Here is a 14,015-nt window from a genome sequence, read left to right on the forward strand (position 1 = left end):
ACGCTTTCCAGCACGCTAGCGTTTAGGTTGCGTTAATGATGATATTTGTGGACCGCTCAGCCCAGTCGACCATGGGTCGAGATAGCAAAAAGCCCGCACGATGGCGGGCTTTCGGTGTCAGCGGTCAGCTTACTTCTTGCTGGAGCGCTTGCGCTCGTTCTCTTTCAGCAGCTTCTTACGCAGACGGATGAAGCTCGGCGTCACTTCGACCAGCTCATCGGAGTCGAGGAACTCGATGGCCTGTTCCAGCGTGAACTTCACCGGCGGGGTCAGCACGATGTTTTCATCGTTGCCCGACGCGCGCATGTTATCCAGCTTCTTGCCCTTGGTGGGGTTGACCACCAGGTCGTTGGCGCGGCTGTGGATACCGACCAGCATGCCTTCGTACACTTCGGTACCGTGGTCGATGATCAGCTTGCCGCGCTCTTGCAGTGTATACAGAGCGTAGGCCAGCGCCTTGCCATCCACCATGGAGACCATGACGCCGTTGCGACGCTCAATGGCGGCATCGGGCTTCAGCGGGCCGTAATGGTCGAAACGGCTGGTCAGAATGCCGGTGCCCGACGTCAGCGTCAGGAACTGGCCACGGAAGCCGATCAGACCACGTGCCGGGATGATGAAGTCGAGGCGCACACGGCCCTTGCCATCCGGGTTCATGTTGGTCAGCTCGCCCTTGCGGTAGCCCAGCTCTTCCATGATCGAGCCCTGATGCTGCTCTTCACAGTCGATGATGACTTCTTCGTAGGGCTCCTGCTTGACGCCGTCGATCTCCTTGATGATGACCTCGGGGCGACCAACGGCCAGCTCGAAGCCTTCACGACGCATGGTTTCGATCAGTACCGACAGGTGCAGTTCGCCACGGCCAGAGACCTTGAACTTCTCGGGCGTTTCGCCCTGCTCGACGCGCAGCGCCACGTTGTGGATCAGCTCCTGGTCCAGGCGATCCTTGATGTTGCGGCTGGTGACGAACTTGCCATCCTTGCCTGCGAACGGCGAGTCGTTGACCTGGAAGGTCATCGAGACGGTGGGCTCGTCTACGGACAGCGGCGGCAGGGCTTCGACGGCGCTCGGGTCACACAGGGTGTCCGAAATGGACAGCTCTTCGATACCGGTGATGCAGACGATATCGCCAGCGGTGGCTTCGGTAGTTTGTACGCGCTCAAGGCCCATGTGGGTCATGACCTGGCCGATCTTGCCCTTGCGCACCTTGCCATCTACGCCGATCACCGAGATCTGCTGGTTGGGCTTCACAGAACCGCGCTTGATGCGGCCCAGGCCGATGACGCCGACGTAGCTGTTGTAGTCCAGGGCAGAAATCTGCATCTGGAAGGGGCCATCGACTTCGACTTTCGGCGGCTCGACGATATCGACGATAGCCTGGAACATCGGGTCCATGTTCTCGGCCAGCTCTTCCGGGTCCATGCCCGCAATGCCGTTCAGGGCCGAGCAGTAGATGATCGGGAAGTCGAGCTGGTCGTCGGTGGCGCCCAGGTTGTCGAACAGATCGAAGATCTGGTCGATGACCCAGTCGGGACGCGCGCCGGGGCGGTCGATCTTGTTGACCACCACGATAGGCTTGAGGCCCTGCGAGAACGCTTTCTGGGTCACGAAGCGGGTCTGTGGCATCGGGCCGTCCACGGCGTCGACCAGCAGCAGCACAGAGTCCACCATGGACATGACGCGCTCTACTTCACCGCCGAAGTCGGCGTGCCCGGGGGTGTCCACGATGTTGATGTGGTAATCCTTGCCATTGCCATCCTGCCACTGAATAGCCGTATTCTTGGCCAGGATGGTGATGCCGCGCTCTTTCTCCTGGTCATTGGAGTCCATGATGCGCTCCTGACCTTCGGCCTTGCGGTCGAGCGTTCCGGACTGGCTAAGCAGCTTGTCTACCAGGGTCGTTTTGCCGTGGTCAACGTGGGCAATGATGGCAATGTTGCGAAGATTATCAATTGACGGGGTGGTGCTCATAGGATAGCTCTATCGATTAGATTGGCACCTATGGATACAATCGTGAAAGGTCCCTAGGCGCGGTTAGGGAAAAAGGGCGAGCATTGTACCTACTAAGCTGCTGGCGGGATAGTTTCTTTGCGTGTTCGAAACGTAGTTAGCGATTTCGCGATGCCGGGACTGATGTGAAAGCGCCTCGCTGGTTTGTCGGCATCTTGCTAACCCATTGAGCAGAATGGCAATGTGCGGAAAATGGCAGCGGTATGACAGGCCGCAGCGGTGGCGCCCTTCTATTTAATGTAGCTCAAGGGCGCCAAGCCTAACGTAACGGCCTTCGGTGCTGGCGATCAGTCGTCGGCAGGGACGCCGCCCATGCGCTCAAGCAGTTGACGATAGTTTTCCGACTGCGCGTAAAGCATCTCGGTGGCCTCCTCTTCGCCCCGGAAGTGCACGGGCATCAAAATTCGCTCTTCGGTGATCTCGATAAAGCGCTCGTCCTGGGTGGCTGCTTCCAGGGCTTCAGAGAGACGCTCGACATGGCTGTCAGGCGTGTTTTTCGGCACTACGATGACGCGAAAATCCGAGGTGTCGATGTCGTAGCCAGCTTCCATCACCGAAGGGGCATCAGGGAAGGCGAACAGGCGATCACTGTCCATGCTCAAGAGGACGGGCATTTCTCCGCTCTCTGCGTAGCCAGAGTGGGTGCCGCCACTATAAGCAAAGTCGACGTCCCCCGAGAGAATCAGTGGTGCCATGCCACCACCACCTGCTGTGGGCACGATGCGCAGGTCCAGGCCTTCTTGTTCCATGATGTATTCGATGACCAGCCTATCCAGCGCGTGCTGGGTGGCATAGCTGGTGCCCGGGTTTTCCCGGGCGTACTCCACCAGGCTTTCCCAGCTGTCGCCAAAGGGGCGGTCTTTGCCGGTGACGAGCGCGTGCTGTACGGTCGTGATACTGGCAACGTAGCGGAAATCATCCAATGTGAAATCAGTGTCGTGCGCATGGGGCGCAAAGGTTAACGTACCGTTGGTGCCTGCATAAACGAAGGTGTGCCCCTCGTCGCGATTATGCATCAAACGGGTGAGCGAAACGGCGCCGCCAGCGCCTGGCTGGTTGACGACATTCACGGGCTGCCCAAGATTGTCAGACAGGACATTGGCCAGCACGCGGGCTTGAATGTCCGTGCTGCCACCAGCAGCAAAGCCAACGACCAGCGTCAGCGGCCCTGATGGAAATTGATCGTCAGCCTGTGCCGTCAGGCTCATGGTCATCGCCATGGCGGCAGTCGCAAACATTTTTTTGTTCAGCATTCTGCGTTCCTCTCGTTTAATCGATGCAAGGCAAAGGGGGAGCTACAGCCAAGGGCCTGGACACCTGGGCACCTTGGGTTGGCTAACGGTTATAGTAGGTAAAATTCCCTTAAAGGCGACCCCTCAAATAGAGGTTGACATCGACGCTAAAAATAAAACCAGGATGTCGCTACTTTCCGGCGGTTTTGCATATCCGGTAATATCAACTCTTTTTTGCAGGGCGGGCACATGACCATCGGTAATCTGATGCGTTTGTTGAGCGATGGCGAGGTTCATTCCGGTGAACAGTTGGGGGAGGCGCTAGGCGTTTCCCGAGCCGCCGTGTGGAAGCAGCTGAAGAAACTCGAAGCGCTGGGCGTCGAGCTGGTCGCCGTCAAAGGGCGAGGCTATCGCCTCGCTTACCCGCTCGAGCCGTTGGATGGCGCTCGCATCGTCGAACGGCTACCTGCGGATGCCCGCCACCTGCTGGCGCGTCTGTTCGTCGAAGACCAGCTGCCCTCCAGTAACGAGTACCTGCGTGAGCGGTTTTCACAGGGTGCAGGCCACGGCGAAGTGTGTTTCGTCGAGCTGCAGACGGCAGGGCGCGGACGGCGCGGCCGTGTCTGGTCGACGCCTTGGGGGCAGAGTCTGATGGTGTCCATGGGCTGGCGCTTCGAATCCGGCGTCAATGCTCTGGAGGGGCTAAGTCTCGCGGTGGGCGTCGTGGTCTCTCAGGTGCTCGAGCAGTATGGCGTGGCACCCAAGTTGAAGTGGCCCAACGACGTGCTGTTGGCCGAAAACGAGGGCGAGCTGGGCAAGCTGGCGGGCATTTTGATCGAAGTGACCGGCGATGCCGCTGGCCCTTGTGAAGTGGTGATCGGCATCGGCATGAACTTGATGCTGCCGGATAGCCTGCGGGCGGCCATCGACCAGCCGGTGGCCGCGTTGTTCGATGCGCGGCCCGGTATCTCGCGTAATCAGCTGGCGGCAGACATGGCATCGGGGTTGCTGAGCATGTTGGCGGGGTTCGAGAACGGTGGGTTCGCGCCCTGGCTCGACGCCTGGAACCAGCGCCATGCCTACTCAGGGTTGCCCATTCGGGTCATCCAGGGGGAGCGCACCAGCGATGCCGTTGCAGGCGATGTCGATGAAAGTGGTAACCTGTGGGTTACTGAAAACGGTCACTCGCGACGCCTGTCGGGCGGTGAGATTAGCGTACGTAGGCGTCTATGATTCTGGATTTGGATATCGGCAACACGCTGTCGAAGTGGCGGCTCAAGGATGCCGAGAGCAGCGAGATCCGCTCACGCGGGGCCGTATGGACCCGGGAGGAGTGGCGTCCAGGGGCGGATATTCCGGACCTGGGCGTAGTAGAAGCGGTGCGCATTTCCAGCGTGGCCAGGGCCGCCGTGCTGGACGAAACTGTCGCCCTGCTCCGCCGCCAGGTGCGTCAGGTCCATGTGGCGCGCTCGACACCCGAGGCGCTGGGCGTCGTCAACGGCTATGAGGAGCCCGGCCGCCTGGGCGTAGACCGTTGGATGGGGGCCTTGGCGGGTTACCAGCTGGCCGGCGGCTGCTGTGCGGTGGACTGCGGCAGTGCCATCACCATTGATTTCGTGTTGCCGGGCGGGGTGCATCTGGGGGGCTTCATCATCCCGGGGTTACGGTTGATGAAGGAGAGTCTCAAGCTGGGCACCCGTAATGTGGCCATCGACCCCGATAGCGAGGCCGATGCGCTGCTGGAGCCTGGCAGGCGCACGGTGGATGCCGTCAACCATGGCATCTACATGGCGGCGGTCAGTGCCATCAATCGCATTTACAGTGAGGTATGTGACCAGCAAGGAGTGGCGCTGCCCATGCTGTTGACGGGCGGGGATGCGCGGGTGGTGTCGCGCGGGGTCCAGGTGCCCCATGCCGTCTGGCCCGACATGGTGTATGGCGGCCTCGAAGCCACATTTCCGCTGACCTTCGCCGAGCGCGCAGGCAAGATGTCGGGTGCGCCGCAGGTGCCGGAGCCGGTTTCGTTGGAAAAAATTCGCGCAGGGCTTGCATTCTCCATGCTGCTTTGACAGAATGCAGCGCGTTCCAAAGCAGATGTGGTCGAGTCGCAACGCTGATTGGTTAAATCAGTAGGCAGTAAAAGTCTCGAAAATAAAGAGATTTTGGCTTGACACTGTTTTGAGGGCTGGCATAATGTGCCGCCACAGCTGGAGAGGTTCCCGAGTGGCCAAAGGGAGCAGACTGTAAATCTGCCGCGAAAGCTTCGAAGGTTCGAATCCTTCCCTCTCCACCAGATTGTATGGGCGCTGATTTGTCAGTGCTTGTGAATGAAAAGCCGGCAAGCGGGCATTAGCTACTGTTTCTCATGCAGCGGATTGTCATTCTTTAGGCAAGTTCGGCGGGCGTAGTTCAATGGTAGAACCTCAGCCTTCCAAGCTGATGGTGCGGGTTCGATTCCCGCCGCCCGCTCCAGTTTGATGTGTTTGGCTCATGTAGCTCAGGGGTAGAGCACACCCTTGGTAAGGGTGAGGTCGACGGTTCAATTCCGTCCATGAGCTCCATATTGCGAAAAAAGCGAGCGATGCTCGCTTTTTTTGTCTTCGCCCGCGGTAGTGGGTGTGATGTAAGGGTTGTCAGGCGGAAAAGTTTCCGCTATCATGGCGCCCGCTCTTGCGCAGGTGGTAAATTGCGCATTTGACGATACAGGCCAGTAGCTCAATTGGCAGAGCAGCGGTCTCCAAAACCGCAGGTTGGGGGTTCGATTCCCTCCTGGCCTGCCAATCTTCCCCAGGTTGGCATGTCTTTCTAGAATTCCTTTGTCGCTCGCTGCACCCTTAGGAGTCTCGTTTTTATGAAGCCTAGTTCCGTAAAACATGGCGATGAGGTGCAACAGACGCGCCATGACGGGCTCAAGTGGGCGGCGACTGTAGCGCTGCTTGTTGTTGCAATCGTTGGTAATACCTATTTCGCCGATATTGGCCTGCTCTATCGTGTCCTTGGTGTCGTTGTGCTGTGTGCATTGGCAGGATTGATTGCACTCACTACCGCCAAGGGTCGCGACCTGATCGAGCTTGCTGTCAGCGCCAGGAAAGAGATTCAGCGCGTTGTATGGCCAACCCGTCCTGAAACCATTCAAACGACTGCCATCGTACTGGTAGCGGTGCTGGTGGTGGGGTTGATGCTGTGGTTGATTGACACTCTTCTTGGCTGGGCGATGTCCGGCGTTATTGGTTAGGAGTTTTCATGTCCAAACGTTGGTACGTCGTCCACGCTTATTCCGGCTTTGAGAAGCATGTCATGCGCTCGCTGATCGAGCGTGTGAAAATGTATGGCATGGAAGATCGCTTTGGCGAAATCCTGGTGCCGACGGAAGAAGTGGTCGAGATGCGCGACGGCAAGCGCCGCAAGAGTGAGCGCAAGTTTTATCCTGGCTATGTGCTGGTCGAGATGGAGATGGTCGACGAAACCTGGCATCTGGTGAACGAAACGCCGCGTGTCATGGGGTTCATCGGTGGCACCAAAGAGAAGCCGGCGCCCATCACCAGTCGCGAAGCCGAAGCCATTCTTCGTCGTGTGAAGGACGGCACCGACAAGCCGCGTCCCAAGACCATGTTCGAGCCGGGTCAGTCCGTGCGTGTCATCGATGGTCCATTTGCCGATTTCAACGGTGTCGTTGAAGAGGTGAACTACGACAAGAGCCGTCTGCAGGTCAGCGTGCTGATCTTCGGCCGTGCGACGCCTGTAGAGCTTGAGTTCTCTCAGGTAGAAAAAGAGTAATTTCAAATTGTTGCAGGATGGCGCCGTGGGTGCCGTCCTGGATTCATGTAAAGCAGCCCCGCGCTGCTTTACGCGTACCGGGGAGCCGTCAGGCGTTATCACCCAATTGGAGTAATTATCATGGCCAAGAAAGTACAGGCTTACATCAAACTGCAGGTTGCTGCAGGTAAAGCCAACCCGAGTCCGCCCGTAGGCCCCGCGCTGGGTCAGCACGGCGTGAACATCATGGAATTCTGTAAGGCGTTCAACGCCGCGACTCAAGAAGTTGAGCCGGGCCTGCCGACGCCTGTCGTAATTACCGTCTACTCAGACCGTAGCTTCACGTTCGTCACCAAGACACCGCCTGCTGCCGTACTGCTGAAAAAAGCAGCGGGCATCAAGTCCGGTTCTGGTGAGCCGAACAAGAAGAAGGTTGGCACCGTGACACGTGCGCAGCTGGAAGAGATCGCCAAGACCAAAGAGCCTGACATGACGGCTGCTGATCTTGAAGCCGCAGTGCGCACCATCGCTGGTAGCGCTCGCAGCATGGGCTTAAACGTGGAGGGTCTCTAATCATGGCTAAACTGTCCAAGCGCGCCAAGATGATTCGCGAGAAAGTAGACAGCAACAAGGCTTACTCTCTGGAAGAAGCCGTTGCCCTGCTTTCTGAGCTGTCAACCGTGAAGTTCAAAGAGTCTCTGGACGTTGCGATCAACCTGGGTGTTGATCCGCGTAAATCCGACCAGGTCGTTCGTGGCGCTACCGTCATGCCTAACGGCACCGGTAAAGACGTTCGCGTGGCTGTGTTCACTCAGGGTGCCAACGCCGATGCGGCCAAAGAAGCCGGCGCTGACATCGTGGGCATGGAAGAGCTGGCCGAGCAGGTCAAGAAAGGCGTGATGGATTTCGACGTCGTCATCGCTTCTCCGGATGCCATGCGCGTTGTCGGTCAGCTGGGCCAGATCCTCGGTCCGCGCGGCCTGATGCCGAACCCGAAGGTCGGCACCGTGACGCCTGACGTGGCCACTGCGGTCAAGAATGCCAAAGCGGGTCAGGTGCGTTTCCGTACCGACAAGAACGGCATCATCCACACCACGCTGGGCAAGGTCGATTTTGACGCGACCGCCGTTCAGGGTAACCTGGAAGCACTGGTAGCTGACCTGAAGAAGCTCAAGCCGAGCTCTTCCAAAGGCATCTACTTCAAGAAATTCACCCTGTCCACTACCATGGGCCCGGGTTTGACTATCGACCACTCCTCGCTGGTATAAGCGAGTCGAGGATAGTCCTGCTGGCGGCACGGGCGAAATCTCGTGTTGCCGGTGGCTGGAACCGAGCAAGAACTTTGCGGTCCCTCGCTGAGCTTTATGCCAGATGAGGCACCGTCAAAGACCGCAGGTGCCGCCGCTTTTCTGAAGTGGCGGCTTAATCGCCCTAAAGCGCCTGCGCAGATGGTGTGGCCGCCAGTTGGTTAACGCTTTTAGCAACCGCTTTCTGGTGAGCACCATCCCCTAAGGCTTCCTGTGCCGCTGTTGGGCCTGGAAGAGATGGTAACCTCCGAAACCTTGACGGGTTTCGGCACGAAGGAGTGATCACTGTGCCACTAGCACTTGAAGGCAAGAAAGCGATTGTTGCCGAGGTCAGTGAAGCGGCCAAGGGCGCACTCTCCGTCGTAGTTGCCGATTCTCGCGGCGTCACGGTCGGTAAAATGACCGATCTGCGCAAGCAGGCGCGTGAGAATGGTGTAGAGCTGCGTGTTGTTCGTAACACGCTGGCTCGCCGCGCACTCGAAGGCACCCAGTGGGAGTGTCTGAACGAGAGCTTCGTTGGTCCTACTCTGCTGGCTTTCTCCACTGAGCATCCGGGCGCTGCCGCTCGTCTGTTCAAGGAGTTTGCCAAGACTGAGCAGAACTTCGAAGTGAAAGCGTTGGCCTACGAAGGTGAGCTGATTCCGGCTGCTGACATCGATCGTCTGGCAACCCTGCCGACTTACGACGAGGCAATTGCCAAGTTGATGTCGGTCATGAAAGAAGCCTCCGCTGGCAAGCTGGTTCGTACCCTGGCCGCCCTGCGCGACCAGAAGCAAGAAGCCGAAGCTGCCTAAGCAGCGTTTCTTGCGGGCCGCGTTATCGACACGCAGCCTGAACCTGCAATAAATCCCGAGTTCTCGGTTGTCCGAGACTCCCGCAAAGTTAGGAATGGAACAATGGCACTGACCAAAGACGATATCATCAATGCTGTAGCCGACATGTCCGTAATGGAAGTTGTCGAGCTGATCGAAGCGATGGAAGAGAAATTCGGCGTTTCTGCTGCCGCAGCCGTTATGGCTGGTCCGGCGGCTGCTGGCGAAGCTGCTGAAGAGCAGACCGAATTCGACCTGGTACTGGCGTCTGCTGGTGACAAGAAAGTCAACGTCATCAAAGCCGTTCGTGAAATCACCGGTCTTGGCCTGAAAGAAGCCAAAGGCGCTGTTGACGGCGCTCCGGCGACCATCAAAGAAGCGATGTCCAAGGACGACGCTGAAGCTGCCAAGAAGAAGCTGGAAGAAGCGGGCGCAACCGTCGAGCTCAAGTAATCCTTGTGCTGATGGCTTTACGCGCTGCGTAAGCTTCCACGGCTGGCGGCGGGCTATCCCGCTGCCGGCCTTTTTCTGTTGTAATATGCTGCCGTGCAGCGAAACGACAGAGCCGCTGCGGTAAAAAGCAGCACAATAGCAGGACCGTTGTTGTGAAGCGTACGTTGTTGTAATGCGTCAGTTGTAAAGCGTGAGCGTGTCGGCAGGCAACAACGAAGCGCGGACAGCACTACCGTAACACTGTTATCTATCAAGATTTTTGACGGCGAGCTACCGATTGAGGAGCTTGCTGTCTGCGTCTGAAACGCCCGCGGGCAGATGACCACGCATCGGTCACCCATGGTGAACAAGCTGGGGAATACAGATGGCTTACTCATATACTGAGAAAAAACGCATCCGCAAGGATTTCGGCAAACTGCCCCAAGTGATGGATGTGCCTTACTTGCTGGCCATCCAGCTTGATTCCTACTACGACTTTCTCCAGCAGGATCGTTCGCCTGATGAGCGGCACGAAGTGGGTCTGCACGCGGCATTCAAGTCCGTGTTCCCGATCGAGAGCTTCTCGGGTAACGCTGCGCTGGAGTATGTCAGCTATCGCTTCGGTACGCCGGCGTTCGATGTGAAGGAGTGTCAGCTGCGTGGCGTGACCTACTCCGCCCCGCTGCGCGTCAAGGTTCGCTTGATCATCTATGATCGCGACTCTTCGAACAAGGCTATCAAGGATATCAAAGAGCAGGAAGTCTACATGGGGGAAATCCCCCTGATGACCGAGAACGGTACCTTCGTCATCAACGGTACCGAGCGGGTAATCGTTTCCCAGCTCCACCGCTCACCCGGTGTGTTCTTCGATCATGACAAGGGCAAGAGCCACTCTTCCGGCAAGCTGCTCTACTCTGCTCGCGTGATTCCTTACCGTGGCTCCTGGCTCGACTTCGAGTTCGACCCGAAAGACAACGTCTTCGTGCGTATCGACCGTCGTCGCAAGCTGCCGGCTTCCGTGCTGATGCGCGCGCTGGGCATGAGCACCGAAGAGATCCTCGACGAGTTCTTCGAAACCAGTACTTTCCATATCGAAAAGTCTGGCTTTTCCGTGGAGCTGGTGCCTTCGCGTCTGCGCGGTGAAACCGCCACCTTCGACATCAAGGGTGCCGATGGTGAACTGATCGTCGAAGAAGGTCGTCGGATCACTCAGAAGCACATCCGCCAGTTGGAAAAAGCGGGTCTGGAGCGTCTGGAAGTGCCGATGGAGTACCTGTTCGGCAAGACGCTGGCCAAAGACCAGATCGACACTAAAACGGGCGAGCTGATCTGCCCGTGCAACACCGAAATTACCCCAGAAGTGCTGGAGCGCATGGCTCAGGGCGGCATTACCCTGATCGAAACGCTCTACACCAATGACCTGGACTGCGGTTCCTTCGTTTCCGACACGCTGAAGCTGGACACCACCAGCTCGCAGCTGGAAGCGCTGGTCGAAATCTACCGCATGATGCGTCCTGGCGAGCCGCCCACCAAGGAAGCCGCCGAAACGCTGTTCCACAACCTGTTCTTCACCGAAGACCGTTACGACCTGTCGGGCGTGGGCCGGATGAAGTTCAACCGTCGTCTGCGTCGTGACTCCGACGTGGGCTCCGGTGTATTGGACCGCAAGGACATCCTCGATGTGCTGCGCGAGCTGATCAACATCCGTAACGGCTTTGGTGACGTCGACGATATCGACCACCTGGGCAACCGCCGTATCCGCTGCGTTGGCGAAATGGCCGAGAACCAGTTCCGTGTAGGTCTGGTGCGCGTCGAGCGTGCGGTAAAAGAGCGTCTCTCCATGGCGGAGAGCGAAGGCTTGATGCCCCAGGACCTGATCAATGCCAAGCCCGTGGCGGCGGCGGTGAAAGAGTTCTTCGGTTCCAGCCAGCTGTCCCAGTTCATGGACCAGAACAACCCGCTGTCCGAGGTGACCCACAAGCGTCGTGTATCGGCACTCGGCCCGGGCGGTCTGACCCGTGAGCGCGCAGGCTTCGAAGTACGTGACGTACACGCCACGCACTATGGTCGTCTGTGCCCGATCGAAACGCCGGAAGGCCCGAACATCGGTCTGATCAACTCGCTGGCCACCTACAGCCATACCAACAGCTATGGTTTCCTGGAAACGCCGTACCGCAAAGTGAATGCCTGTCAGGTCACTGACGACATCGTTCACCTGTCGGCGATCGAGGAGGGCGACTTCGTTATCGCCCAGGCGTCGGCGGCGGTAGACGAGTCCGGCAAGCTGATCGATGACCTGGTGCAGGTACGCCACCGCGGCGAAACCACCTTCATGCGTCCTGAGCAAGTGACGCTGATGGACGTGTCTCCGCGTCAGGTGGTCTCGGTCGCAGCGGCCCTGATCCCGTTCCTGGAGCACGATGACGCCAACCGCGCCTTGATGGGTGCGAACATGCAGCGTCAGGCCGTTCCGACCCTGCGTGCAGACAAGCCGCTGGTCGGTACCGGCATGGAGCGCTTCGTGGCCCGCGACTCCGGCGTATGTGCCGTGGCGCGCCGTGGCGGCGTCATCGACTCCGTGGATGCGCGTCGTGTGGTGGTGCGGGTCAACGAAGATGAAATCATCGGCGGTGAAGCCGGCGTCGACATCTACAACCTGACCAAGTACACCCGCTCCAACCAGAACACCTGTATGAACCAGCGCCCCATCGTGCGGCCTGGCGACAGCGTGGCACGCGGCGATATTCTGGCCGACGGCCCGTCTGTCGACATGGGTGATCTGGCCCTGGGCCAGAACATGCGCATCGCGTTCATGCCCTGGAACGGTTACAACTTCGAAGACTCCATCCTGCTCTCCGAGCGTGTCGTTCAGGAAGATCGCTTCACCACGATTCACATTCAGGAACTGACCTGTGTGTCTCGTGACACCAAGCTGGGGCCGGAAGAGATCACCTCCGATATCCCCAACGTCGGTGAATCGGCGCTGGGCAAGCTGGACGAAGCGGGCGTTGTGTACATCGGCGCTGAAGTCGGCCCCGGCGACATTCTGGTGGGTAAGGTAACGCCGAAAGGTGAAACCCAGCTGACGCCGGAAGAGAAGCTGCTGCGCGCCATCTTCGGTGAGAAAGCCTCTGACGTGAAAGACACCTCCCTGCGCGCCCCCACCGGCATGAAGGGTACGGTCATCGACGTTCAGGTCTTCACCCGTGACGGCGTCGAGAAGGACTCCCGTGCCCTGTCCATCGAGCAGATGCAGCTGGACGAAGTACGCAAGGACCTGCAGGAGACCTACCGGATTGCCGAAGACGCGACGTTCGAGCGTCTGAAGCGCACCCTGGAAGGTCAGGCCGTCAACGGTGGCCCGAACCTGAAAAAAGGCGACGTGCTGAGCGAGACGTACCTGGACGAACTGCCCCGTCAGCAGTGGTTCAAGCTGCGCATGCAGGACGAAGCCTACAACGAACTGCTGGCCCAGGCCGATGAGCAGCTCGAAAACCGCCGTAAAGAGATGGACGAGCGTTTCGAAGACAAGAAACGCAAGCTGACCCAGGGCGACGACCTCGCGCCGGGCGTGCTGAAAATCGTCAAGGTCTACATGGCGGTGAAGCGTCGCATTCAGCCAGGCGACAAGATGGCCGGTCGTCACGGTAACAAGGGTGTTATCTCCGCGATCATGCCCATCGAGGACATGCCGTTCGACGAGAAGGGCGAGCCGGTGGACGTGGTGCTGAACCCGCTGGGTGTACCGTCGCGCATGAACGTCGGTCAGATCCTGGAAACCCACCTAGGCATGGCGGCACGCGGCCTGGGCGTCAAGATCGAGGCCATGCTGCGCGATGCGCGTGGCCAGCAGGTTGCGGAAATTCGTGACTTCCTGGGGCAGGTCTACAACACGCCTGGCACCCGCATGGAGGACATCGATTCGCTGACCGATGAGGAAATCATCGCGCTGGCGAAAAACCTCAAAGGCGGTGTGCCCATGGCCACGCCGGTGTTTGACGGTGCCAAAGAGCACGAGATCAAGCACCTGCTGAAGCTGGCAGACATTCCGGAATCCGGTCAGATGGCGCTGTACGATGGTCGTACCGGCGATGCCTTCGACCGCCCGGTCACCGTTGGCTACATGTACATGCTGAAGCTTAACCACCTGGTAGACGACAAGATGCACGCGCGTTCTACCGGTTCTTACTCGCTGGTGACTCAGCAGCCCCTGGGTGGTAAGGCACAGTTCGGTGGTCAGCGCTTCGGTGAGATGGAAGTGTGGGCGTTGGAAGCCTACGGCGCTGCGTACACGCTACAAGAGATGCTCACCGTCAAGTCGGACGACGTCGAAGGCCGCACCAAGATGTACAAGAACATCGTGGATGGCGACCACACCATGCAGGCAGGCATGCCGGAATCCTTCAACGTACTCGTGAAGGAAATCCGCTCGCTGGGCATCGATATCGAGTTAGAGAGCTAGGAGC

Annotated in this window: 11 protein-coding genes and 4 tRNA genes; 13 read left to right on the top strand and 2 right to left on the bottom strand. The window is 58.6% G+C overall.

Annotation, left to right across the window (positions count from 1 at the left end; translation table 11 throughout):
• Positions 1-129 precede the first annotated feature (129 nt).
• A complete protein-coding gene (gene typA, locus CWI66_RS03330; RefSeq protein ID WP_096921652.1) occupies positions 130-1,971 on the bottom strand; it encodes a translational GTPase TypA in 1,842 nt (613 codons plus the stop codon).
• Positions 1,972-2,297: 326 nt separating this feature from the next.
• The gene (locus tag CWI66_RS03335; protein ID WP_100730928.1) at positions 2,298-3,263 is read right to left on the bottom strand and encodes a Bug family tripartite tricarboxylate transporter substrate binding protein; all 966 of its coding nucleotides are present in this window, start codon (positions 3,261-3,263) and stop codon (positions 2,298-2,300) included.
• Between the two features lie 228 nt (positions 3,264-3,491).
• On the opposite strand from CWI66_RS03335, the gene CWI66_RS03340 reads away from it, so the two are divergent.
• The 13 genes from CWI66_RS03340 (at position 3,492) to rpoB (ending at position 14,011) form a co-directional block, all read left to right on the top strand.
• On the top strand, positions 3,492-4,475 hold the full coding sequence (locus CWI66_RS03340; RefSeq protein WP_100730929.1) for a biotin--[acetyl-CoA-carboxylase] ligase: 984 nt from the start codon (positions 3,492-3,494) through the stop codon (positions 4,473-4,475).
• Positions 4,472-5,311: a type III pantothenate kinase gene (locus CWI66_RS03345; protein WP_100730930.1), complete on the top strand. Its 840-nt coding sequence runs from the start codon at positions 4,472-4,474 to the stop codon at positions 5,309-5,311. The genes CWI66_RS03340 and CWI66_RS03345 overlap by 4 nt, the downstream gene beginning before the upstream one ends.
• A gap of 140 nt (positions 5,312-5,451) precedes the next feature.
• Positions 5,452-5,535 (top strand) — tRNA-Tyr (locus CWI66_RS03350).
• A 105-nt stretch (positions 5,536-5,640) separates the two neighbouring features.
• Positions 5,641-5,714 (top strand) — tRNA-Gly (locus CWI66_RS03355).
• A gap of 14 nt (positions 5,715-5,728) precedes the next feature.
• Positions 5,729-5,803 (top strand) — tRNA-Thr (locus tag CWI66_RS03360).
• A gap of 143 nt (positions 5,804-5,946) precedes the next feature.
• A tRNA-Trp gene (locus CWI66_RS03365) sits at positions 5,947-6,022 on the top strand.
• 71 nt (positions 6,023-6,093) lie between these two features.
• The gene (gene secE, locus CWI66_RS03370; protein ID WP_016915763.1) at positions 6,094-6,477 is read left to right on the top strand and encodes a preprotein translocase subunit SecE; all 384 of its coding nucleotides are present in this window, start codon (positions 6,094-6,096) and stop codon (positions 6,475-6,477) included.
• An 8-nt stretch (positions 6,478-6,485) separates the two neighbouring features.
• Positions 6,486-7,019: a transcription termination/antitermination protein NusG gene (gene nusG, locus CWI66_RS03375; protein WP_016915764.1), complete on the top strand. Its 534-nt coding sequence runs from the start codon at positions 6,486-6,488 to the stop codon at positions 7,017-7,019.
• Positions 7,020-7,139: 120 nt separating this feature from the next.
• Positions 7,140-7,571, top strand: coding sequence for a 50S ribosomal protein L11 (rplK, locus tag CWI66_RS03380; RefSeq protein WP_081139235.1), 432 nt, complete (start codon positions 7,140-7,142; stop codon positions 7,569-7,571).
• Between the two features lie 2 nt (positions 7,572-7,573).
• Positions 7,574-8,266, top strand: coding sequence for a 50S ribosomal protein L1 (gene rplA, locus CWI66_RS03385; protein WP_096921649.1), 693 nt, complete (start codon positions 7,574-7,576; stop codon positions 8,264-8,266).
• Between the two features lie 326 nt (positions 8,267-8,592).
• The gene (gene rplJ / locus CWI66_RS03390) at positions 8,593-9,099 is read left to right on the top strand and encodes a 50S ribosomal protein L10 (RefSeq protein WP_016915767.1); all 507 of its coding nucleotides are present in this window, start codon (positions 8,593-8,595) and stop codon (positions 9,097-9,099) included.
• Between the two features lie 102 nt (positions 9,100-9,201).
• A complete protein-coding gene (gene rplL, locus CWI66_RS03395) occupies positions 9,202-9,570 on the top strand; it encodes a 50S ribosomal protein L7/L12 (RefSeq protein ID WP_016915768.1) in 369 nt (122 codons plus the stop codon).
• 364 nt (positions 9,571-9,934) lie between these two features.
• Positions 9,935-14,011 carry a DNA-directed RNA polymerase subunit beta gene (rpoB, locus tag CWI66_RS03400; RefSeq protein WP_100730931.1) on the top strand — a complete coding sequence of 1,359 codons (4,077 nt, stop codon included), beginning with the start codon at positions 9,935-9,937 and terminating at the stop codon, positions 14,009-14,011.
• The last annotated feature ends 4 nt before the right edge of the window (positions 14,012-14,015 follow it).

It is taken from the genome of Halomonas sp. 141 (assembly GCF_002810305.1).
Classification (GTDB): Bacteria; Pseudomonadota; Gammaproteobacteria; order Pseudomonadales; family Halomonadaceae; genus Vreelandella; species Vreelandella stevensii.

What these genes read in the sequence shown, in the direction of transcription:
- rplA (WP_096921649.1), top strand. Translation starts at nt 7,574, where the DNA reads ATGGCTAAACTGTCCAAGCGCGCCAAGATGATTCGCGAGAAAGTAGAC.
- nusG (WP_016915764.1), top strand. Translation starts at nt 6,486, where the DNA reads ATGTCCAAACGTTGGTACGTCGTCCACGCTTATTCCGGCTTTGAGAAG.
- CWI66_RS03345 (WP_100730930.1), top strand. Translation starts at nt 4,472, where the DNA reads ATGATTCTGGATTTGGATATCGGCAACACGCTGTCGAAGTGGCGGCTC.
- rplK (WP_081139235.1), top strand. Translation starts at nt 7,140, where the DNA reads ATGGCCAAGAAAGTACAGGCTTACATCAAACTGCAGGTTGCTGCAGGT.
- CWI66_RS03335 (WP_100730928.1), bottom strand. Translation starts at nt 3,263, where the DNA reads ATGCTGAACAAAAAAATGTTTGCGACTGCCGCCATGGCGATGACCATG.
- rpoB (WP_100730931.1), top strand. Translation starts at nt 9,935, where the DNA reads ATGGCTTACTCATATACTGAGAAAAAACGCATCCGCAAGGATTTCGGC.
- CWI66_RS03340 (WP_100730929.1), top strand. Translation starts at nt 3,492, where the DNA reads ATGACCATCGGTAATCTGATGCGTTTGTTGAGCGATGGCGAGGTTCAT.
- typA (WP_096921652.1), bottom strand. Translation starts at nt 1,971, where the DNA reads ATGAGCACCACCCCGTCAATTGATAATCTTCGCAACATTGCCATCATT.
- secE (WP_016915763.1), top strand. Translation starts at nt 6,094, where the DNA reads ATGAAGCCTAGTTCCGTAAAACATGGCGATGAGGTGCAACAGACGCGC.
- rplL (WP_016915768.1), top strand. Translation starts at nt 9,202, where the DNA reads ATGGCACTGACCAAAGACGATATCATCAATGCTGTAGCCGACATGTCC.